General features: G+C 70.9%; 13 protein-coding genes and 1 tRNA gene. 3 read left to right on the top strand and 11 right to left on the bottom strand.

The window, feature by feature from the left end:
• Nucleotides 1–76 precede the first annotated feature (76 nt).
• Both ACIOEW_RS16745 and ACIOEW_RS16740 read left to right on the top strand, forming a co-directional pair.
• Nucleotides 77–1,396, top strand: coding sequence for a sensor histidine kinase (locus ACIOEW_RS16745; RefSeq protein WP_401964408.1), 1,320 nt, complete (start codon nt 77–79; stop codon nt 1,394–1,396).
• A gap of 2 nt (nt 1,397–1,398) precedes the next feature.
• On the top strand, nt 1,399–2,040 hold the full coding sequence (locus ACIOEW_RS16740; RefSeq protein WP_362553173.1) for a response regulator transcription factor: 642 nt from the start codon (nt 1,399–1,401) through the stop codon (nt 2,038–2,040).
• Between the two features lie 353 nt (nt 2,041–2,393).
• Here ACIOEW_RS16740 and ACIOEW_RS16735 read toward each other — a convergent pair whose 3' ends face one another.
• On the bottom strand, nt 2,394–2,852 hold the full coding sequence (locus tag ACIOEW_RS16735; protein WP_362553176.1) for a helix-turn-helix domain-containing protein: 459 nt from the start codon (nt 2,850–2,852) through the stop codon (nt 2,394–2,396).
• 86 nt (nt 2,853–2,938) lie between these two features.
• Here ACIOEW_RS16735 and ACIOEW_RS16730 point away from each other — a divergent pair, with 86 nt between their 5' ends.
• Nucleotides 2,939–4,204: an MFS transporter gene (locus tag ACIOEW_RS16730; RefSeq protein WP_401964407.1), complete on the top strand. Its 1,266-nt coding sequence runs from the start codon at nt 2,939–2,941 to the stop codon at nt 4,202–4,204.
• A 112-nt stretch (nt 4,205–4,316) separates the two neighbouring features.
• Here ACIOEW_RS16730 and ACIOEW_RS16725 read toward each other — a convergent pair.
• From ACIOEW_RS16725 to ACIOEW_RS16680, 10 genes are all read right to left on the bottom strand, one after another.
• A tRNA-Thr gene (locus ACIOEW_RS16725) sits at nt 4,317–4,390 on the bottom strand.
• A gap of 98 nt (nt 4,391–4,488) precedes the next feature.
• Nucleotides 4,489–6,039: an alpha/beta hydrolase gene (locus ACIOEW_RS16720; RefSeq protein WP_401964406.1), complete on the bottom strand. Its 1,551-nt coding sequence runs from the start codon at nt 6,037–6,039 to the stop codon at nt 4,489–4,491.
• 263 nt (nt 6,040–6,302) lie between these two features.
• Nucleotides 6,303–7,508: a DNA polymerase III subunit delta' gene (locus tag ACIOEW_RS16715; protein WP_401964405.1), complete on the bottom strand. Its 1,206-nt coding sequence runs from the start codon at nt 7,506–7,508 to the stop codon at nt 6,303–6,305.
• A 240-nt stretch (nt 7,509–7,748) separates the two neighbouring features.
• Entirely contained in the window at nt 7,749–11,033 is a 3,285-nt protein-coding gene (gene tmk, locus ACIOEW_RS16710) for a dTMP kinase (protein WP_401964404.1), read from the bottom strand.
• Nucleotides 11,034–11,458: 425 nt separating this feature from the next.
• Nucleotides 11,459–14,338 carry a type I DNA topoisomerase gene (gene topA / locus ACIOEW_RS16705; protein WP_401964403.1) on the bottom strand — a complete coding sequence of 960 codons (2,880 nt, stop codon included), beginning with the start codon at nt 14,336–14,338 and terminating at the stop codon, nt 11,459–11,461.
• Nucleotides 14,339–14,648: 310 nt separating this feature from the next.
• Nucleotides 14,649–14,846 carry a hypothetical protein gene (locus tag ACIOEW_RS16700; protein ID WP_362554178.1) on the bottom strand — a complete coding sequence of 66 codons (198 nt, stop codon included), beginning with the start codon at nt 14,844–14,846 and terminating at the stop codon, nt 14,649–14,651.
• Between the two features lie 736 nt (nt 14,847–15,582).
• The gene (locus tag ACIOEW_RS16695; protein WP_401964402.1) at nt 15,583–17,118 is read right to left on the bottom strand and encodes a methyltransferase; all 1,536 of its coding nucleotides are present in this window, start codon (nt 17,116–17,118) and stop codon (nt 15,583–15,585) included.
• 150 nt (nt 17,119–17,268) lie between these two features.
• Nucleotides 17,269–17,883 (bottom strand): small secreted protein, encoded by a 615-nt coding sequence (locus ACIOEW_RS16690; RefSeq protein ID WP_401964401.1) that lies wholly within the window; start codon nt 17,881–17,883, stop codon nt 17,269–17,271.
• A gap of 279 nt (nt 17,884–18,162) precedes the next feature.
• Nucleotides 18,163–20,604, bottom strand: a complete 2,442-nt coding sequence (locus tag ACIOEW_RS16685) for a sodium-translocating pyrophosphatase (protein ID WP_401964400.1) — start codon at nt 20,602–20,604, stop codon at nt 18,163–18,165.
• A 539-nt stretch (nt 20,605–21,143) separates the two neighbouring features.
• Nucleotides 21,144–21,611: an ATP-binding protein gene (locus tag ACIOEW_RS16680; RefSeq protein ID WP_362554167.1), complete on the bottom strand. Its 468-nt coding sequence runs from the start codon at nt 21,609–21,611 to the stop codon at nt 21,144–21,146.
• Nucleotides 21,612–22,018: the final 407 nt, after the last annotated feature.

The following is a 22,018-nucleotide window of genomic DNA, read 5'->3' as shown; positions in this document are numbered from 1 at the left end:
AGGTGGAGCTAGCTCCACCTCCGGAGTCGACCTCACCGGGTGGTCCGCCTCTCCGGACCCGGCCTACGGTTCCCTCATGCCCTCCCCCGCTGCCCCCTACGGTGATCCCCCGCCCTCCCCCGGCCTCCGGCAGGCGCTGAGGCAGCGCGGTTACGTACGCACCGCCTGGCCGTGGCGCGCCACGCTCTACCTGCTGACGAGCGTGCCCCTGGGCCTGGCGACACTGACCGCGCTCCTCCTCCTGGCCGTCGCGGGCAGCGCGCTCACCGTGATCCTGATCGGTATCCCGCTGCTTCTCACCCTCGTGCTCGCAGGCATTCCGCTGGCCGCACTGGAGCGGCGCAGGCTGCGGCTGCTCGACCCCCGGCCGGTCGCCGCGGCGCACCGGGAACCCGACGGCACCGGTCTCTCGTCCTGGCTGCGCACCCGTCTCCAGGAGCGGGCCACCTGGCGGGAGCTGGGCTACGCGCTGTTGTTCGCTCTGGTGCTGTGGCCGCTGGAGGCGCTGGTCGTGGGGACGGCCCTCCTCGTCTGCGGCGGGCTGATCGCCGCTCCCCCGATGCTGGCGGCGAGCGGCGGCGAGGAGGCCCGCGTGCTCAAGATCTGGCTGATCGACAGCTATCCGCCCGCCTTCGCGGCGCTGCTCGCCGGACTGGTCCTGATCCCCCTGTTCGCCTATCCGCTGGGGGCGTTCGCAGCCGGCCGGGCCATGCTGACCCGGCAACTGCTCTCCGCGCCGGAGGCCGGACTCGACTCCCGGCTGCGCGAACTGGGCCGCTCCCGGGTGCGGCTGGTGGACGCCTTCGAGGCGGAGCGCCGGCGGATCGAACGCGATCTGCACGACGGTGCGCAGCAGCGGCTCGTCGCCCTGTCCATGACGCTCGGCCTGGCCCGGCTGGAGAGTCCGGCCGAACCGCTGGCCGCGCTGCTCGCCAAGGCCCACAAGGAGGCCGGGGTCGCGCTGGTGGAGATCAGGGAGCTCATCCAGGGCATCCACCCCCAGGTCCTCACCGACCGAGGACTGCAGGCGGCGGTGGAGGATGTCGCGGACCGTTCGGTGGTTCCGGTGGAGGTGGACTTCGACCTTCCGGGCCGGCTCTCCCAAACGGTCGAGACAGCCGTCTACTTCGCGGTCTGCGAGGCGCTGGCCAATGTGGCCAAGCACAGCGGGGCCGGTCGCGCCCGGGTGACCGGCCGGACGGAGAAGGGCGGGCTGGTGGTGGAGGTGTCGGACGACGGAGTGGGCGGCGCCGGCACCGGCCGCGGTACGGGACTCCAGGGCGTGGCCGACCGTATCTCGGTGCTCGACGGCCACCTGCTAGTGTCCAGTCCGCCCGGCGGGCCCACGGTGTTTCGGCTGCAGGTCCCCATGTCACCTGCGGATACAAGGACTTGAGCGTGCGCATCGTACTGGCCGAGGACAGTGTGCTCCTGCGGGAGGGACTGGTCGGTCTGCTGGAGCGGTTCGGTCATCAGGTGGTGGCGGGCGCGGGTACGGCGGACGAGCTGATCGCGGCCGTGACCGAGCACGGCCCGGACATCGTGGTGACCGATGTGCGCATGCCGCCCGGCTTCTCCGACGAGGGCCTGCGCGCCGCGATCGAGCTGCGCACCCGGCAGCCCGAGCTGCCCATCCTCGTACTCAGCCAGTACGTCCAGCGCACCTACGCCGAGGATCTGCTCGACTCCGCGGACGGTACGGGTGTCGGCTATCTGCTGAAGGAACGCATCGGGAACGTCGAGGAGTTCATCGACGCCCTGCACCGCGTCGCCGCCGGGAACACGGTCGTGGACCCCGAGGTGGTGCGCCAGCTCATCCGACGCCGCCGCGACCCCCTCTCCCGGCTGACCGCGCGCGAGCAGGAGGTGCTGGCGCTGATGGCGGAGGGCAAGTCCAACGCGTCGATCGCCGCGGCGATGACGGTCAGCGAGGGCACGGTCAGCAAGCACTTCGGCAGCATCCTCGCCAAGCTCGACCTGTCACTGGACGACACCACGAACCGCCGGGTGCTGGCGGTGCTGGCGTACCTGCGGGGCTGAGGCAGCTCCGCAGGTACGGCACCGACGGCACGCCGGTGACCGCGGATGCGTCGTCCCCGCCGTGGTCCTCCGTGGTCCTCCGTGGTCCACGGCGGGGTGCGCACGCCACTCCGGGCGCATGCATCCGCACTGAACCACCGGGCCTCCGCGGCGGATCAGCCTGATCCGCCGCCAGGAACGCATGCGGCGGGGCTCTTCCCCGGCCTCGGCGATCGTGTCGGCACGGTCCTGGTAGGTCTGCCCACGGAGAGAGGCTGGTGTCCCGCGCGAGCGGCACCCAGGCCCCTTCCCCTGGCTTGTCGACGCCCACGATGAACGAGAACCGGCCGAGGGGCTGGGCCTCGGGAGCCCGTCTATCGAGCCTTCCGGACGTGGGAGGTTCCGGCGTCGACGACGGCGCCGTCCGCGCCGGTCGGCACGATGTCCGGAACCGGTGTGCCGTGCTGATCGACCAGGGTGGAGTGGGCCTCGCCAGGAGCGAAGGTGTTCCGCTCCCCCCATTGCCGGAGCGTGAGGATGGCGGGGAAGAGGTCGCGGCCGGCATCGGTGAGGACGTATTCCTGGCGGCGGCCCGAGGGCGCGGTGCGCTGGGCGAGGAGCCCGTGCGCGACGAGCTTGCGGAGCCGGTCGCTGAGGATGTTGCGGGCGATGTCGGTGCGCCGCTGGAACTCGGTGAACGAGCGCGCCCCGTCCATCGCGTCGCGGATGACAAGCAGGCTCCACTTGTCCCCGACGAGGTCGAGGGTGCGGGCGACGGGGCAGTCGGGGTCGGTCCACTCGGGGTTCGGGGAGCGCGTGGTGGTACGGGGCAAAGCACCCTCCCAATGAGTTGCGGATTGAAACCATCATGCCGTAGCGTCAAATTGGTTGCAATTTGCTACTGATCGGAATGGGTGCAATGACTGTATGGCGGCGTCTTCTGCTCGCGATGGTGTGTGGTGTGGCTGTGGCGAGCATCTATGCCGCACAGCCGGTCCTGGAACCGATGGGCCGCGATCTCGGAGTACCGCCAGGACTCACCGGCTGGATCGTCGCGACCGGCCAGTTCGGCTATCTGGCGGGGCTGGTGCTCCTGGTGCCCCTCGGCGATGTGGTCGACCGGCGCCGGCTCATCGCCGCACACCTGGCGATCACGGCGGCGAGCATGGTTCTCACGGCCTCGGCATCGGCCTCCTGGGTGGCGTTCGCCGGCCTCGCGGCGGCCGGGATGTTCGCGGTCGTGGTGCAGACCACGGTCGCGTACGCCGCGTCCGTCTCGGTGCCCGCCGAACGCGGAAGGAACATCGGCGTGGTGACCTCGGGCGTCGTGGTCGGCATCCTGGGCGCGCGGGCCGTCACGGGGGCCCTCGCCGAGGTGTGGGGCTGGCGGAGCATCTACGTCGTGCTCGCCGTACTGTCGCTGGCGCTCGCGGCTCTCGTCCTTCGCGTACTGCCGCCCGAGGAACGCCGTAGCCCGCTCGCGGGATACGCCCCGCCCACGGGATACGTACAGGCCGTCTCCTCTCTCGGCGGACTGTTCAGGCAGCGCCTGTTCCTGACCCGCGGGCTCATCGCCTTCTTCCTGTTCGCGTCGTTCGGCACTCTGTGGAGCGGGCTGTCCCTGCCACTGGCGGACGCGCCCTGGCACCTGAGCGAGGGCCAGGTAGGACTCTTCGGCTTCGTCGGCCTGGCCGGCGCACTCGGCGCGGCGCGCGCCGGCCGGTGGGCGGACGCGGGGCGGGCCGTACCGGTCACCGGTCTCGCACTCGCCCTGCTCGTCCTCTCGTGGGCGGCCATCGCTCAACTGCCCTGGTCCCTGTGGGTCCCCATCGTCGGAATCGTGCTGCTCGACTTCGCCGTTCAGGCGGTGCACGTGAGCAACCAGCACCTGCTCACGACGGCGCATCCGGACCGCATCAGCAGCATCATCGGCAGCTACATGGTCTTCTACTCACTCGGCTCGGCCCTCGGCGCGGCCGCGACCACTGCCGTCTTCGCCGCCCACGGCTGGGCGGGCTCCAGCCTCCTCGGTGCCGGGTTCGCCGCCTGCGCGCTGGTCGTCTGGTCGGCAGACCGGCGACTGCCTCGCGACGGCTGCCCGCCCTCCTCCGACGGTGCGGGCACCCCCGAGACCCGGACCACACACGCCCCCGATCAACCCGGGCCGGTGACGCACACCCGCTGAGCCCCGGCCACCGCCCGCGACCTCTCGAACCGCCTCGGCTCGCCGAGGCACGGGCGCGGGCGGGACATGAAAAAGCCCCAGGTCACGGCGAGTGAGTCCTGGGGCTGATCCGAGCCGCCTTCGGGATTCGAACCCGAGACCTACGCATTACGAGTGCGTTGCTCTGGCCAACTGAGCTAAGGCGGCACGCCCTGTCGCACCATGGTGCGATCAGCAGCGTCGCCAAGTCTACACAGTTTCGATGGGTGCTCCGTACCGGCCCGTTCCTCCGCCTCAGCCGCAGGTCAGGAGCACTTCTTGCCGTCGTCCGGCGCGGTGCCCTCCAGGAGGTACGTGTTGATCGCCGTGTCGATGCAGTCGCTGCCGCGGCCGTACGCCGTGTGCCCGTCGCCCTCGTAGGTGAGGAGGGTGCCCGACGAGAGCTGACCGGCAAGGGACCGGGCCCACTTGTACGGGGTCGCCGGGTCCCGGGTGGTACCGACGACCACGATCGGGGCGGCGCCCTCGGCCTTGACGGGGTGCGGGGTGCCGGTGGCGGGCACCGGCCAGTACGCGCAGTTCAAGGAGGCCCAGGCGAAGCCCTTGCCGAAGACGGGGGAGGCCTTCTCGAAGGCGGGCAGGGCCTCGGTGACCGCCTGGGACGTGGTGAAGGCGGGCGGGAGATCAAGGCAGTTCACGGCCGCGTTGGCGTACATGAGGTTCGCGTACGTACCGTTCGGCTCGCGCTCGTAGTAGCTGTCCGCCAGGGAGAGCAGCCCCGAGCCGTCACCCGCCTTCGCACCGGTGAGTGCCTCGCGGAGCTGGGGCCAGGCCGTCTCGTCGTACATTGCGGCGATGACGCCCGTGGTGGCGAGGGACTCGCCGAGCTTGCGGGACTCGCCCGTGGGGACCGGCTTCGCGTCGAGGTCGCTGAACAGCTTCTTCAGGTTCGTCGCCGCATCGGCGGCGGACACCGTGCCGAGCGGGCAGTCCGCCTTCTTCACGCAGTCCGCCGCGAAGGACTGGAACGCGGTCTCGAACCCCGCCGTCTGGTCCCGGTTCATCTCGGCCGACGGGAGCGAGGGGTCCATCGCACCGTCGAGCACGAGTCGGCCCGCCCGCGCGGGGAAGAGCTCGGCGTACGTCGCACCCAGGAAGGTTCCGTACGAGGCACCGACGTAGTGCAGTTGCTCGTCTCCGAGCAGCGCACGCAGGATGTCCATGTCGCGGGCCGTCTCCACGGTGGAGACGTGCGGCAGGATCTCGCCCGAGCGCTGCTCGCAGCCCGTGGCGAACTTCTTGAAGGCGCTGCTCAGCTTCGTGACCTCGACTGCGTCGTCAGGCGTCTGGTCGACCTGCGTGTAGGCGTCCATCTGCGAGCCGGTGAGGCATTCGACGGGCTCGCTGCGCGCCACGCCGCGCGGGTCGATGGCGACCATGTCGTAGCGGGCGCGCACCTGGGCGGGGTACCCGATCGCGGCGTAACCCTGGAGATAGCCGATGGCCGATCCGCCGGGACCTCCCGGGTTGACCAGGAGGGAGCCGATCCGCTTTCCGGGCCCCGTGGCCTTCTTGCGGGAGACCGCGAGCTTGATCTCGCCGCGGTCCGGCTTCGCATAGTCGAGCGGCGCCTTCATCGTGGTGCACTGGAATCCGGTGACACCGCAGTCCCGCCAGCTCAGGTGCTGTGCGTAGTACGGCTTCAGCGCCGCCGGCACGGCGGAGGGCGAGGCCGAGGCCGCCTTCGCGGGCGACGAGGCGCCGGTCGTCGAACTCTCGCCGGTGCAGCCGGAGACGAGGAGGCCGGCAGTGCCGAGCGCAAGGGCGAGGGTGCGGAGCGGGCGCCTGGTGTGCATGTCCGGAGCGTAGCCGTCGGGCGACGGCTCGCCCGTTTCCCTGCTCTTTCGGGTGATTCGGAGACCGGTTCCGGGTGATTCGGTGATCGGCCGGGCTGGGCGACGTCACGTCGTACAGCCTGAGGCGAGCGGGCTTGAGCCGCCTGCCACGTCGTACAGCCGAGTGAGACGGGCGGGCCGGAAGCCGCCGGACACATCGCAGAACCGTGGCGGCGGGCCGGCCGGAAGCCGCCTGCCACGTCGTGCGGCCGTGACCGGCTGCGTCAGCCCGCCCGCAGCGCCATCGTCATTGCCTCCACAGCGAGCAGCGGGGCCACGTTGCGGTCCAGGGCCCGGCGGCAGGCGGTCACGGCCTCGATCCGGCGCAGGGTGCGCTCGGGAGTGGACGATCGGGCGATGCGGTCGAGGGACTCCTGGGCGTCCGCATTGGCGATGGCGATCCGTGAACCCAGCTGCAGGGCGAGCACATCGCGGTAGAACCCGGTCAGTTCGGTGAGCGCCAGATCGAGACTGTCGCGCTGGGTCCGGGTCTTACGGCGCTTCTGCCGGTCCTCCAGCTCCTTCATCACCCCTGCCGTGCCCCGCGGCATCCGTCCTCCGGCGGAGGCGCCGAGCGCGGCCTTCATGTCTTCCGTCTCCTTGACGTCGACGTCCTCGGACGCCTGCTTCGCATCGTCGGTGGCGGTGTCGATCAGCTCCTGCGCGGCCTTGAGACAGCCGCCGATGTCGTCGACGCGCAGCGGAAGCTTCAGGACGGCCGCCCTGCGGGCACGGGCCCGCTCGTCCGTGGCGAGGCGGCGGGCCCTGCCGATGTGCCCCTGGGTGGCGCGGGCGGCGGCCACGGCACGCTCCGGATCGATGCCGTCGCGCCGGATCAGGACATCGGCGACGGCGTCGACCGAAGGGGTGCGCAGGGTGAGGTGGCGGCAGCGGGACCGGATCGTGGGCAGCACGTCCTCCAGCGAGGGCGCGCAGAGCAGCCAGACCGTGCGCGGGGCGGGCTCCTCGACCGCCTTCAGCAGCACATTGCCCGCGCCCTCGGTGAGACGGTCGGCGTCCTCCATGACGATGACCTGCCAGCGTCCGACGGCCGGTGAGAGCTGGGCGCGGCGGACCAGCTCCCGGGTCTCCTTCACACCGATGGAGAGCAGATCGGTGCGGATCACGTCGACATCGGCATGCGTACCGATGAGGCTCGTGTGACAGCCGTCGCAGAAGCCGCAGCCCGGCGCACCGCCCAGGGCACGGTCCGGGCTGGTGCACTGAAGGGCGGCGGCGAAGGCCCGGGCCGCGGTGGACCGGCCGGAACCCGGGGGGCCGGTGAACAGCCAGGCATGGGTCATCCTCGAGCCGGGTGGCACCGGCTCCCCCTTGGAATTGGCGGTGACCAGCACGTCGGCGTCCCGGGCGGCGGCACCGAGCTGCTCCTGCACGCGGTCCTGGCCGACCAGGTCGTCCCATACGGACATGGGTCACCGCCCTTCCGGTGGTGTGCGGCCGCGCCGCCGTTCCGTAGAACGGCGGCGCGGCCCTGTATGGCTCTCGTCACGGCTGTCGCCGTGGCCTTCGTCGATCCGGCTTCCCATTGTGGGGGACGGGTCTGACAATCCCGGCAGACGGACGAACGGGCCTCCGGCGGCCGACCCGGTGGCCGCGCCGGAACGCCGATGGTCCCGCACCTGTTCGCGCAGGACCATCGGCGTACCCGGTCAGCGGCGCGGGCGGCGTCCCCTGCCCTTGGGCGCGGGCCCCTCGTCGTCGTGGTCGCCGAGCAGCTCGTCCGCCAGCGTGGGCAGATCGTCCAGCGGGGTCTCCTCCGCCCAGTCGGGGCGGGGGCGCCGCGACCGGGGGGACGGCTCCTGCTGATCCCGGTCCGCGTGCTGGTCCGCGTGCGGGTCGGTGATCTGCGGCAGCTCGCGGGTGCGCTCGTTCTCGCCCTCCGGTACGGAGGGCGCCTGGCGCTCGTCCCGGAAGATGCCGCGCGGCACCCGGTCCGCGGGGTCTGCGTCGCGTCCGGCGTTCCGCCCGGTGTCCCGTGCCGTGTCCCGTCCTGTGTCCCGGACCGGCGGGAGCACCGCCGTCTCGTCCGCCGCACCCGGGTATCCGGACGTGTCGGACACCTTCGGGATCATCGCCGTCTCGGCCTCGTCGGAAGGCCAGGGCGCGGACTGCGACGTGCTGCGGGGCCGCCCGGAGCCGGGCTTCGGGTCCACCGGGGAAGGCACCGGCTGCGTGATCTCGTTCGGGTTGACGATCGGGGTCGGCACCGTCAGCTCGTTGTCCGCAACGAACGGGGCGGACGGAGCGGATGACCCGGACGACCCGGCGGCACGCGCAGCCCTCGCTGCCGCAGCCGCCTCGGCCTCGGCTTCCGCCTGGGCGGCGGCCGCCTGGGCACGGGCACTCTCCGCGGCCGCGGAGGCCTCGGCCTCGGCCTGGCGGCGCGCCGCCTCGGCGCGGAGCAGTGCCTCCTCCGCCTTGCGCTGCTTCTCCAGGCGCCGGGCCTCGGCCTCCTGGCGCAGCCGGGCTTCTTCCTCGGCCTGGCGGCGCAGCCGCGCCTGCTCAACCTCGCGGGCCGCGTCCTCGGCCTCGACCCGGGCGCGCTCCTCCTCGGCGACCCGGCGGGCCTCCTCGGCACGCTGCCGGGCCTCTTCCGCCTGGCGTTCGGCCTCGCGACGGCGCGCTTCCTCTTCCTCGCGGCGCTTGCGCTCCTCCTCCTCGGCACGGAGCTTGGCGAGCTGCTCCTGCCGCTCGCGCTCCAGGCGCTCCTCCTCCGCCTTGCGCGCGGCCTCCTCCTCGGCGAGGCGCCTGGCCTCCTCCTCGGCGGCCTTGCGCGCCTCTTCCCGGGCCTTGATCTCGGCCTCGGAGAGCGGAAGGAGCTGGTCGAGCCGGTGACGTACGACCGTGGTGATCGCCTCCGGTTCCTGGCCGGCGTCCACCACCAGGTAGCGCGTCGGGTCGGCGGCGGCCAGCGTCAGGAAGCCGGACCGCACCCGGGCGTGGAACTCGGGCGGCTCGGACTCCAGCCGGTCGGGCGCCTCGGTGAACCGTTCCCTCGCGGTCTGCGGGTCGACGTCCAGGAGCACCGTCAGATGCGGGACGAGCCCGCTCGTCGCCCAGCGCGAGATCCGGGCGATCTCGGTCGGCGCGAGATCGCGGCCCGCACCCTGGTAGGCGACGGACGAGTCGATGTAGCGGTCGGAGATGACGATCGCGCCCCGCTCCAGCGCCGGACGCACGACCGAGTCGACGTGCTCGGCGCGGTCGGCGGCGTACAACAGCGCCTCGGCGCGGTTGGAGAGACCGGCCGACGACACGTCGAGCAGGATCGAGCGCAGCCGCTTGCCGACGGGGGTCGCGCCCGGCTCACGGGTGACGACGACCTCGTGGCCCTTGGCACGGATCCACTCGGCGAGCGCCTCGACCTGGGTGGACTTGCCCGCTCCGTCACCGCCCTCCAGGGCGAGGAAGAAACCGGTCGCGGCGGGGGCGACCGCCGGGTCGCCGCCGCGCAGCGCCTCGCGCAGATCTCGGCGCAGCGGCACTCCGGAGCGGTCGTCCGTCTTCGCGAGGACGATCGCCGCTACCGGCAGCAGCAGTGCGCCGATCAGCATCAGGGTGAAGGCGGCACCGCCGTGCGCGAAGACGAAGTCGCCCGCGGTCAGCCGGTGGGTGCCGATGGCTGCGGCCACCAGTGGGCCGCCGACCGCGCCGAGCGCGATCAGGACCCGGACGACGGCCTGGAGGTGCTCGGTGGTGCGGGCCCGGCGGAACTCCTCGGTCTCCTGGTCGACGAGCACATGGCCGGTGTTCGCTGCGACACCCGCCGCGTATCCGGCGAGCACGGCGACGAGGACGACGGTCGCCGTGTCCGGCACCAGGCCCATCGCCAGCAGGGCGACTCCGGTGACGGCGGTGGCCAGGGAGAGCAGCCGCCGGCGCGACAGGGCCGGCAGTACCTTCTGCGCGGTGCGGATGCCGAGGCCCGTGCTGCCGGTCAGGGCGAGGATCAGCAGGGCGAAGGTGACGGGGCCACCGCCGAGGTCGGCTGCGTGCAGTACGGCGACGGCAGCCGCGGCCGCGATCGCTCCGGCGACCGCGGCGCAGGTCGCGACGATCAGCGGGACGGCGCCGGTGCGGCCCTTGTCCGGTCCGCTTCCGGCCGACGGCCGGCGCAGCCCCTCCAGGGGCGAGCGCGGACGGGGCGTCGGCGAACCGGGCAGCTCCAGGAAGTACAGGGTGGAGATGGAGGCGGAGAACAGCCCGGCCGCGACGTACGAGCCGAGGGCCGCCTGGTGGAAGGAGAACCACTCCAGGCCCGAGCCCAGCAGGTTGCCGATGAGCGTGGCGACCAGCAGAACGGCCGCAGCGGCGGGAACGGCCGCGAAGTCCGTACGCAGGGAGAGCCTGCGCAGGGTGTCGAGGTGGTCCGGCAGCGGGCGCACCGCGGCGCCCTCGATCGGCGGGGCGGGCAGCAGCGCGGGCGCCGCCCCGTCCTTCGCGATCGTCCACAGGCGTTCACCCGCACCGGTGACGAAGACGGTGATCAGGATCATCATGAGCGCCTTGTCGGGCATCCAGTCGATCCACAGCGGCGCGACGACCAGCAGCGCGAGCCGCAGCCCGTCGGCGCCGATCATCAGCCACCGCCGGTCGAGCGGCCCTCCTGGGGCCGTCAGGGTCGTCAACGGACCCAGAAGTACGGCTCCGAAGAGCAGGGTGGAAATAATCCGGGCCCCGAAGACGGCGGCGACGGCGAAGGCCGCCCCGCGGTATCCGGATCCGAATGAGCCCTCAAGGACCGCCGCTTGCAGCGACAGCAACACCAGCACGAGAAGGGCGAGTGCATCGCCGGTACTGCCGACGAGCTGGGCGCTCCACAACCGCTTCAGCGGGGGAATACGCAACAGGGCTCGTACGGCGCGCTCGCGTGAGTCTGCGGCAAGTGTGTCGGAGGTGGGGCTCACGACCGTTGGCTGCTCGGCTCGCGTCATCCGCCCAGCCTATCGGGAGCGGGCCGGTACCCGGGGCCCGCGTCCGAACATACGACCGCAGGCCCACCGATCCGCCCCGCCGCCCGGAACAGTTCCCACCCCTCAGAACCTCTCCCACCAGCCCCTCCGAGCCTCTCCCCTCAGCTCCTCGGGGCACCGCCCAGCCCCTCGGGACCTCTCACCGCAAGCCCCTCCGCACATCTCCCCCACCCCTCCGGGGTACTTCCCAGCCCCTCTGGCGTTGAGGAGCGGGGTCCGGGACGGAGCCCCGGTCACGGGACGGGGCGGGTAGGGGGCAAGGCCCGCCGCAGGCACCCCACCCGCACCCGGCCGGCCCGCCCCGCCCGGAACGCAGCAACGCCGGGCGGCCTGGACACACGTCCAGCCCGCCCGGCGTTCAGGAACCCGCCCCGGGCCCCGAAAGGTCAGTCCTCCGCAGACTCCACAGACGCCGCGGACGCCGTCTTCTTCGCCGCAGTCTTCTTCGCTGCGCCCGTCGTCTTCTTCGCCGCGGTCTTCTTCGCCGCAGTCGTCGTCTTCTTCGCGGCCGTCGCCGTCTTCTTCGCCGCGGTCGCCTTCTTCGCCGGCGCCTTCTTTGCCGGAGCCTTCTTCGCCGTCTTCTTCTTGGCGGGCCCCTTGGCACGCTTCTCGGCGAGCAGCTCGTAGCCGCGCTCCGGCGTGATCGCCTCGACGCTGTCGTCGGTCCGCAGCGTCGCGTTCGTCTCGCCGTCGGTGACGTACGCACCGAAGCGCCCGTCCTTGACGACGACCGGAGCACCGCTCACCGGGTCCGTGCCCAGTTCCTTCAGCGGCGGCTTGGCGGCGGCCCGCCCGCGCTGCTTCGGCTGAGCGTAGATCGCCAGCGCCTCTTCGAGCGTGATGTCGAAGAGCTGGTCCTCGGAGGTGAGGGACCGCGAGTCCGTGCCCTTCTTCAGGTACGGGCCGTAGCGGCCGTTCTGCGCGGTGATCTCGACGCCTTCGGCGTCCTCGCCGACCACACGCGGCAGCGACATCAGCTTCAGCGCGTCGGCCAGCGTCACCGTGTCCAGCGACATCGACTTGAACAACGAAGCCGTCCGCGGCTTCACCGCGTTCTTGCCGGTCTTCGGCGTCCCCTCGGGCAGCACCTCGGTGACGTACGGGCCGTAGCGACCCTCCTTGGCGATGATCTGGTTGCCGCTCACCGGATCCGCACCGAGCTCGAAGTCGCCGCTCGGCTTGGCCAGCAGCTCCTCCGCGTACTCCACGGTCAGCTCGTCGGGCGCCAGCTCCTCGGGGACGTCCGCGCGCTGGTGGCCCTCGGAGCCCTTCTCGCCGCGCTCGATGTACGGGCCGTACTTGCCGACCCGCAGCTTGATGTCGTTGCCGACGGGGAACGAGGAGATCTCCCGGGCATCGATCGCACCGAGGTCGGTGACGAGCTCCTTGAGCCCGCCGAGGTGGTCGCCGTCGCCGTTGCCGGCGTCGGAGGCCTTTCCGGCACCGGCCGTGTCGTCCCCGGCCTGCGCGCCGAAGTAGAAACGCTTCAGCCACGGCACGGACTGGGCCTCGCCCCGCGCGATGCGGTCGAGGTCGTCCTCCATGCGGGCCGTGAAGTCGTAGTCGACGAGCCGGCCGAAGTGCTTCTCCAGCAGGTTGACCACGGCGAAGGACAGGAACGACGGGACGAGCGCCGTGCCCTTCTTGAAGACGTAGCCGCGGTCGAGAATCGTCCCGATGATCGAGGCGTACGTCGACGGGCGGCCGATCTCGCGCTCTTCGAGCTCCTTGACCAGCGAGGCCTCGGTGTAGCGGGCCGGCGGCTTGGTCGCGTGACCGTCGACGGTCACCTCGTCGGCGGACAGCGCGTCGCCCTCGGCGACCTGCGGCAGCCGGCGCTCACGGTCGTCGAGCTCGGCGTTCGGGTCGTCGGCGCCTTCGACGTACGCCTTCATGAAGCCGTGGAAGGTGATCGTCTTGCCGGACGCGGAGAACTCGGCGTCCCGGCCGTCGCTCGCCCGGCCGCCGATCTTGACAGTGACGGAGTTACCGACCGCGTCCTTCATCTGGGAGGCGACGGTCCGCTTCCAGATCAGCTCGTAGAGCCGGAACTGGTCGCCGGTGAGGCCGGTCTCGGCCGGGGTGCGGAAGCGGTCCCCGGAGGGGCGGATCGCCTCGTGCGCCTCCTGCGCGTTCTTGACCTTGCCCGCGTACGTGCGGGGCTTCTCCGGCAGGTAATTCGCCCCGTACAGCTGCGTGACCTGGGCCCGGGCCGCAGTGATCGCGGTCTCCGAGAGGGTCGTGGAGTCGGTACGCATGTAGGTGATGAAGCCGTTCTCGTACAGCTTCTGTGCAACCTGCATGGTGGCCTTGGCCCCGAAGCCCAGCTTCCGGCTCGCCTCCTGCTGGAGGGTCGTCGTACGGAAGGGGGCGTACGGGGAACGGCGGTACGGCTTCGACTCGACGGATCGCACGGCGAACGTGGAGTCGGCGAGCGCGGCGGCCAGGGCGCGGGCGTTCGTCTCGTCCAGGTGCAGCGTCTGACCGGAGGCGGACTTCAGCTGCCCGTCCGGACCGAAGTCGCGGCCCTGGGCGATGCGGCGCCCGTCGACCGCGCTGAGGCGGGCGGTGAGCGTCGAGGGGTCGGAGGCGTCACCGGTGCGGCCGGTGGCGAAAGTGCCGGTCAGGTCCCAGTACTCGGCGGAACGGAAGGCGATGCGCTCGCGCTCCCGCTCGACGACGAGGCGGGTGGCGACGGACTGCACGCGGCCCGCCGACAGCCGCGGCATGACCTTCTTCCACAGGACCGGCGAGACCTCGTAGCCGTAGAGACGGTCGAGGATACGGCGGGTCTCCTGGGCGTCGACCATGCGCTGGTTGAGCTCGCGCGGGTTGGCGACGGCGGCCCGGATCGCGTCCTTGGTGATCTCGTGGAAGACCATCCGGTGGACGGGGACCTTGGGCTTGAGCACTTCCTGCAGGTGCCACGCGATGGCTTCGCCCTCGCGGTCCTCATCGGTGGCGAGGAAGAGTTCGTCGGACTCGGCCAGAAGCTGCTTGAGCTTCCTGACCTGCGCCTTCTTGTCGGCATTGACGACATAGATCGGCTGGAAGTCGTTCTCGACGTCGACGCCGAGACGGCGTACCTCGCCGGTGTACTCGTCCGGCACCTCGGCGGCGCCGTTCGGGAGGTCGCGGATGTGCCCGACGCTCGCTTCGACGACGTAGCCGGGGCCGAGATAGCCCTTGATCGTCTTCGCCTTGGCAGGCGACTCGACGATGACGAGTCGGCGGCCGCCCTGTGCGGTCTCGCTGGTCGGGGACAACTTCGCTCTTCTCTCCGGTCGACGCTCGGTGGGCATCAGGGCAGCGCAAGGGCGCTGCCGACAGTGCTGTCGCTGCGGAGTGTGACGGTACAACCCGCCCCCGTGTCAAACGGCAAAAGCCCGCAACGGCCACTCGAACGGTAACCCGACTTCCGCCATTCCTGCCGCCCGGCCCGTTCGGTCGGCCATGCGCACGGCCACTGCCTGCGGGTTTCGACGGCGCTGCGGCCGCTCTGCGGGTGCCGGGGGCGGGGGCGGGCAGCCCGGGCGTGTTCCCGGGCCGACGCGGGCGGCCGGAGCCGGAGCGGGTTCAGATACGAGTGAGGCACCACACTCCGAGGACGAGGAAAAGTACGCCGAACACAGTGGCGAGTGCGGTGGAGACGACGGGGCTCACCCCGTGCGCCACAGGCGCACGGTGCAGCACGCGCGCCCCCGTCCACAGCAGCAATGCCGCGCCGAACAGTGCGAACACCGTTCCGGCGAAGACTGCGGGTCCGCTCTCCATACCCGTACGCCTCTCTGTCCCCTAGCGCGGCCCGGCATCGTCGGCCCGCGCGGTGCCGCCCGGTTTCCGGGGAGACTCCCACCACGGAACGTCGCCGACACGAACGCCGGGTGAACAGCCGAACCCGGGTGGAAAGGCCGGCGCGCGGGCCCCGGCAACCATGGCCGAATTCACATCACGCCGAGGACCGAGCGCCGCCTGTTGCCGCGCTCGAACACCGTCAGCAGTACGACGGCGACCACCGCGTATCCCGCCCGTCACGAGCTCCGCGGCGATGCCCCGTCCGTCGAGACCTCCTCCCGCGGACAACTCACGTGCGGCTTCGGCCGCGTGAGCCATCGGCAGGACGTCCCCGACGGCCCGTATCCACTCCGACAGGTCCTCCAGCGGCACGTTCGCGCCGGTCAGAAGCAGAAGTCAGGAACTGACCACATTCGAGATTTCGAGATGTGAGGAAGACATCACGGAACCGCAGACCGAGCGCCCGGGCGCCAGGCCGAAGGTGAAGCACTCCGCCGCAACTGCAGCCGCAGCCGCCTGCAGGACGACTGCCGGCCCGGGCAACGCCCCAACCGGAATCCGAAGCCTGAGCAGCAGACAGGCCACAGGTAGCGTGAAGACCCTGATGACAAGGGCGTTCAGTACATACGGCAGAGCGCGGCCGAAGCAGAACGGAGCCCTGTTCCGGGGCTCAGCAGCACAGCGCCGGGCGACGCCACGTCCAGCTCGATGCCGATCATCCGGCCATCCGCCCGGCCGGGGACAGAGGGTCCAGGAAGCCCTCCTCGACCAGCAGCCGGATGGCCTGCGGGGTGCGGTCGCGCAGCAGCACCGGGTCCTCGTTCATCAACTGGGCGATCGCGTCCAGGATCCGGCCGGCGGGCAGCGATCCGTCGCACACGCCCGCGAAGCCGGCACCGACCGCGTCGACCTTCGTAGCGCGTCGCATGCCGCGGTTCTGACGCAGCACCACGTGCTCTGGGTCCTCGGCCCCCGGCAGCCCCACCTGCTCCTGCACCACCTCGGCTGCGAGGGTGAAGTGCGCGGCCAGCAGCGCCGCGTCGTCCTGCTCCCGCAGGTAGTCCTGGCGGGCGAAGTGCGCCTCGACGGCCGGTCCCAGCGGCTGCTCCACCGGGTGCGGCCACTCCTCGATCACGATCGAGGGCGCCCCGGCGGCGGCCGCGGCAGACTTCCGCAGCGTGATCCAGCCGAAGCCGACCCCCTTCGCCCCGTGGGCCTCGAACTCGTCCAGCCAGGCGTCGTACCGCGCGGCGTACTCCGCGGGGTCCGTGCGGTGGTCGCCGCTGTCGCGCAGCCAGAGCTCGGCGTACTGCGTGACGTCCTGCACCTCGCGCTGGACGATCCAGGCGTCGCAGCCCTGCGGTACCCAGGACCGCAGTCTGTCCTGCCACTCCTCGTCCTCGGTGTGCTGCCAGTTGGCCAGGAAGTGGGCGTAGCCACCCTCGTTGAGCCGGTCGCCGGTCTGCTGCACCAGAGTCCGGCACAGGTCGTCGCCCGCCATGCCACCGTCGCGGTAGGTGAGACGGGCGCCGGGCGAGATGACGAAGGGCGGGTTGGAGACGATGAGGTCGAACGTCTCCGTGCCGACGGGCTCGTACAGGGACCCCTCGCGCAGATCGGCCGGGCCGGCGCCGGACAGGGCGAGGGTGAGCCGGGTGAAGTCGAGGGCGCGTGGGTTGAGATCGGTGGCGGTGACCCGGGTGGCGTGCTGCGAGGCGTGCAGCGCCTGGATGCCGGAGCCCGTACCGACGTCCAGGGCGGAGCCGACGGGCCTGCGGACGGTGATCCCGGCGAGGGTGGTGGAGGCCCCGCCGATCCCGAGGACGACGCCCTCCTCGTGCGAACCGATCCCGCCCGCGCCGCCGACCGCGCAGCCCAGATCGGAGACGATGAACCAGTCCTCGTCCTCCGGCCCGCTGTACGGCCGCACGTCGACCGTCGCCCGCACCTCGCCGTCCGCCTCGGTGAGCCAGCCGTCCGCCACGCACTCCTTCAACGGAAGCACGGCGGCTGCCCGCCCGGCGGGGACGGGGCACTGGAGCAGGAAGAGGCGCACGAGCGTGTCGAGCGGCGCGTCACCCCGGGTGGCCCGCAGCGCCGGGATCGTTTCGCTGCGGGCGAGTGCGGCATAGGCGGGTGCGCCGAGCCGGTCGAGGAGCCCGTCGGCGGTGAAGGCGGCGGCGAGCAGGGCTTCGCGGAGCCGGGTCGCGTGGTCTGCTGCGGGAAGGCTGGTCTTACTCACATGACCCATTGTGACGGCTCCCACTGACAACGGCAGCGGCCCGGCAGCCCACCAGGGGTGCCGGGCCGTTCGTACGGCCACCGGGTGGCGGGCGTACAACTGCTCGTAAAGGGTCCCGCGGCCTCGGCCGGAGCTGCCCGGTGACGACTTCTTGCCGCGCTAGGCGGAAGCGGACTCCTCCTTGGACGGCGTCGCCTTCTTCGAGGAGCCGGCCGAGGGCGACGCCGAGGCCTTCGGCTTCTGGCAGCCCGGCTGCTTGGCCATCGCGGTACCGACCTCGCCGGACTGGAGCTTCTTCAGCGCCTGGTCACCATTGGTGCTGATCTTGTTCAGCTCGTCCGCGATGCCCTTGAGGCCGTCGGCGAACTTCGCCTGGTCCTTCGTGTCCAGGTCATCGACCTTCTTCTGCAGATTGGCGTAGGCCACGGAGGAGGCGTTGAGCTCCTTCACGGCCTCCTTCTGCGTGGTCTCGCCGTCGTCGACCGGCGGCGGACCCGCCGACTCGACGGCCGTGCCCAGCGCCTTGTACGCCTGCGAGATCTGCTGGAAGGCGGCCGAGTCGGTCTTCTGGACGTCGGCGGGCTTGCTGTTGTCGGCAGTCTGCTGCTGGATGGAGGCGTTGGCGTTCGCGATCTTCTGCAACTGGGGCTGGACCTGGTCACAGACCTTCTTGGCCCAGTCGTTCACCTTGTTGTCGCTGTCGTCGCTGCAGCCCGACAGCGTAAGTACCAGTACCGCACCGCCGGACAGCGCGGCCGCAAGCTTCTTGTTCACCGGATTGGTCCCTTCCAAGGCTCTCGGCCCCGGAACTTACACGCCGGACGCCCTCCATCCGGGTGCCGGGCGTCCGGTCGATGGCCTTTTGCAGCCATTTGCACCAAGGGAAATGAGGGAGATACAACTCACCCGCACGGCCCCCGAGCACAAGAACACCTGAACGATCCACCACTCGTACGGAAACGCGGTCGGGCGGACGTGGCATCAGGATGCCCCGCCCGCCCGTGCCCTGATCAGGCGTCGCCCAGTGACGGCGTACGCGGTCCGGATTCCTGCCTACTGAGCGGCCGCCGGGTCGGCCGGCCTGGCACTGCCCTCCCCGCCGCCGTCCTCGCCGCCGGAGTCGCCCTCGTCCCCTACCGCGATCCCCCGCCGCTTGGAGACGTAGACCGCGCCGACGATGACCGCGACGGCCAGCACCGCCACCACCGCTCGCACCCCTGCGCTCGCGTCCTCGCCGTAGCTGAACTGCACCACCGCGGGTGCGATGAGCAGCGCGACCAGGTTCATCACCTTGAGCAGGGGGTTGATCGCCGGCCCGGCCGTGTCCTTGAACGGATCGCCGACCGTGTCACCGATGACGGTCGCGGCATGGGCGTCGCTTCCCTTGCCACCGTAGTGACCGTCCTCGACGAGCTTCTTGGCGTTGTCCCACGCACCTCCGGAGTTGGCGAGGAAGACAGCCATCAGCGTTCCGGTGCCGATAGCGCCCGCCAGGTACGAGCCGAGTGCGCCGACACCGAAGGTGAAGCCGACCGCGATCGGCGCCAGCACTGCCAGCAGACCGGGCGTGGCCAGCTCGCGCAGCGCGTCCTTGGTGCAGATGTCGACGACGCGCCCGTACTCCGGCTTCTCCGTGTAGTCCATGATCCCGGGGTGCTCGCGGAACTGCCGCCGCACCTCGTAGACGACGGCACCCGCGGACCGCGACACCGCGTTGATGGCCAGTCCGGAGAATAGGAAGACCACCGCGGCACCGAGGATCAGTCCGACCAGGTTGTTGGGCTGGGAGATGTCCAGACTCAGCCCCATCTCCCCGGCCGAGGCGCCCACGTCGTCGACCGCGGTGGCGATCGCGTCACGGTAGGAGCCGAAGAGCGCCGCTGCCGCCAGGACGGCCGTGGCAATGGCGATGCCCTTGGTGATGGCCTTGGTGGTGTTGCCCACGGCGTCCAGGTCGGTGAGGACCTGTGCGCCGGCGCCGGTGACATCGCCGGACATCTCGGCGATGCCCTGCGCGTTGTCGGAGACCGGGCCGAAGGTGTCCATGGCGACGATGACGCCGACCGTGGTGAGGAGCCCCGTACCGGCCAGCGCCACCGCGAAGAGCGCCAGCATGATCGACGTACCACCGAGCAGGAACGCCCCGTAGACGCCGAGCCCGATCAGCAGCGCGGTGTAGACGGCGGATTCCAGGCCGATGGAGATACCGGCGAGTACGACGGTGGCCGCTCCGGTCAGAGAGGACTTGCCGATGTCCCTGACGGGTCGTCGGGTGGTCTCGGTGAAGTAGCCGGTCAGCTGCTGGATCAGGGCTGCCAGCACGATGCCGATGGCGACGGCGACCAGCGCGAAGACTCGTGGGTCTCCACCGTGCGAGGTGATGGCCGCGTCGGTGACCCCGTCCAGTTCCGCGTACGAGGACGGCAGGTAGACGAAGACCGCGACGGCCACCAGGACGAGCGAGATGACGGCGGAGATGAAGAATCCGCGGTTGATGGCGCTCATCCCGCTGCGGTCGGTGCGTCGCGGGGCGACCGCGAAGATCCCGATCATCGCGGTGACCACACCGATCGCCGGCACGATCAGGGGGAAGGCCAGCCCCGAGTCGCCGAAGGCGGCCTTGCCGAGGATGAGCGCGGCGACCAGCGTGACGGCGTACGACTCGAAGAGGTCGGCGGCCATCCCCGCGCAGTCCCCGACGTTGTCGCCCACGTTGTCGGCGATGGTCGCGGCGTTGCGGGGGTCGTCCTCGGGGATGCCCTGTTCCACCTTGCCGACCAGGTCGGCACCTACGTCGGCGGCCTTGGTGAAGATGCCTCCGCCGACCCTCATGAACATCGCGATCAGCGCCGCACCGAGCCCGAAGCCCTCCAGCACCTTGGGCGCGTCGGCGGCGTAGACGAGCACCACGCAGGAGGCGCCGAGGAGACCTAGCCCCACGGTAATCATGCCGACCACGCCGCCCGTACGGAAAGCGATCTTCATTGCTTTGTGCGAAACCGCGGTGAGATCCTTTTCCGGTTCGCCTTCCGCGGGGGTCGCCTCACGCGCGGCGGCCGCCACCCGGACATTGCTCCGTACGGCCAGCCGCATGCCGATGTATCCGGTGGCTGCCGAGAAGATCGCACCCACCAGGAAGAACAGCGAACGGCCCGCACGCTGCGACCAGTTGTCAGCCGGAAGCAGCAGAAGCAGGAAGAAGACCACGACGGCGAATACGCCGACGGTACGCAACTGTCGGGCCAGATAGGCATTCGCGCCCTCCTGGACCGCCGCCGCGATCTCCTTCATGCGCTCGGTGCCCTCGCCCGCCGCCAGCACCTGGCGTACCAGCAGCTGGGCGACGACCAGTGCGGCGACGGCGACGACCGCGATGACGATCACGATGACGCGGTTGTCATCGGTGAGTACCGCGGCCGCGAGAGTGGTGGGTGGGTCGGAAAGTGCGGAAAACTGCGTCAGTTCTGCCAGTGGTGTGGTGCCGAACCCCGCCATACGTCCTCCTTGACGCTCAGCGCTCAAGACGTGGACGGATTGTAGGGAGAGGAACACGATCAAAACAGTGCGCGGTAAATGTAATTGACCTTCATACACCGAACGGCAATTGATCGAGTTCTCCGCCTGGACCGAATGCAGTAATGGGGCAGACGCATTTCCTGGAGATCACTGACCGGGCAGAACCGAAAAAGGCCCTGCTCAGCAGGGCCTCGGAATCCGGATCGGGCGTGGCCGACTACGCCGTCGGGGTGATCGAACGCCCCCGGGACCGCGCCGCCTCAGGAAGGAACGGGCGACCGACGTCTTCAGCCGGATCAGAACACCGTGGCCGGATTCTCGGCCGCCTCCATGTCGGTGGCCGACCGCTGCCGCCGACCAGAAGCACGGCGCCAGGCGTCTTCGGCCGACTCACAACACCGCGGACGGTGTCTGCCGCCGACTCACAACACGGCAGTCGGCGTCTTCGGCCGACTCACAACACCGCGGACGGTGTCTGCCGCCGACTCACAACACGGCAGTCGGCGTCTTCGGCCGACTCACAACACGACGGACGGTGTCTTCGGCCAACTCATGCGGATCACTCCGCCGTCCGCACCGGACCTGACCTCGACGTCGTCGACCAGACCGCTGATGACCGCGAGGCCCATCTCGTCCTCGCCGTCGGCGTCCGGTTCCGGTTCGTCCGGTCCCACGCCGGGCGCGGCGTCGCGGCGTCCGGAAACGCCGCCGGGCACGGACCCGTCGGCACCCGGGCCGGGCACCTCGTCGCCGACCTCGATGGAGAAGGACTTCTCCTCCTCGATCAGGACGACCGTGACAGGCGCCGTGATGCCATGGCTGCGGTGCAGCCCGACCGCGCGGCTGCAGGCCTCGCCCACGGCGAGTCTGACCTCGTCGAGCACGGCCTCATCGACCCCGGCCCGGCGCGCCACGGCAGCCGCCACGAGGCGGGCCGTTCTGACGTGTTCGGGCTGGGCGCTGAAGCGGAGTTCAACGGTGGCCATGCGATCCCCCTCGAACGTACGTATGTGCATCCAGGGGCCGGACGCGCGGCCCGGAACTCCTGAATCTGCCTGCGAAAACCGTCGGCCGATCGGACGATCCGCCGACCGATGACGCCCCGGCCATCCGGCCGACAAACGACGTGCAACCGCCGTCTGGCAACCGCCGCCCGGCAACCGTTCGTCCAGCAACCGTTCGACAACTGTTCGACAACCGCCGAACCGCTGCCCCGAGATCGCACGACGACCGGCCTCCGACCGACAGAGAATGTCAGCCGCAGACCGCCGAACGAGTGACGGAAGCATGCCGAACACCAACCGCCGAAGTCGCCGGCCGCCGATGAACGGCCGCCGTCGCCTCGGCTGTCCTGGTGCGGACCACCGTCGCACCGACCACCGCCGGACCGGCC

The organism is Streptomyces sp. NPDC087901 (assembly GCF_044742205.1).
Lineage (GTDB): Bacteria > Actinomycetota > Actinomycetes > Streptomycetales > Streptomycetaceae > Streptomyces.
This window is presented reverse-complemented; position numbering and strand designations above follow the sequence as displayed.

Excerpts from the sequence above, each read along its gene's own strand:
- ACIOEW_RS16700 (WP_362554178.1), bottom strand. The coding sequence starts at position 14,846 with ATGGAGAGCGGACCCGCAGTCTTCGCCGGAACGGTGTTCGCACTGTTC.
- ACIOEW_RS16745 (WP_401964408.1), top strand. The coding sequence starts at position 77 with ATGCCCTCCCCCGCTGCCCCCTACGGTGATCCCCCGCCCTCCCCCGGC.
- ACIOEW_RS16685 (WP_401964400.1), bottom strand. The coding sequence starts at position 20,604 with ATGGCGGGGTTCGGCACCACACCACTGGCAGAACTGACGCAGTTTTCC.
- ACIOEW_RS16720 (WP_401964406.1), bottom strand. The coding sequence starts at position 6,039 with ATGCACACCAGGCGCCCGCTCCGCACCCTCGCCCTTGCGCTCGGCACT.
- ACIOEW_RS16680 (WP_362554167.1), bottom strand. The coding sequence starts at position 21,611 with ATGGCCACCGTTGAACTCCGCTTCAGCGCCCAGCCCGAACACGTCAGA.
- ACIOEW_RS16715 (WP_401964405.1), bottom strand. The coding sequence starts at position 7,508 with ATGTCCGTATGGGACGACCTGGTCGGCCAGGACCGCGTGCAGGAGCAG.
- tmk (WP_401964404.1), bottom strand. The coding sequence starts at position 11,033 with ATGACGCGAGCCGAGCAGCCAACGGTCGTGAGCCCCACCTCCGACACA.
- ACIOEW_RS16695 (WP_401964402.1), bottom strand. The coding sequence starts at position 17,118 with ATGGGTCATGTGAGTAAGACCAGCCTTCCCGCAGCAGACCACGCGACC.
- ACIOEW_RS16730 (WP_401964407.1), top strand. The coding sequence starts at position 2,939 with ATGACTGTATGGCGGCGTCTTCTGCTCGCGATGGTGTGTGGTGTGGCT.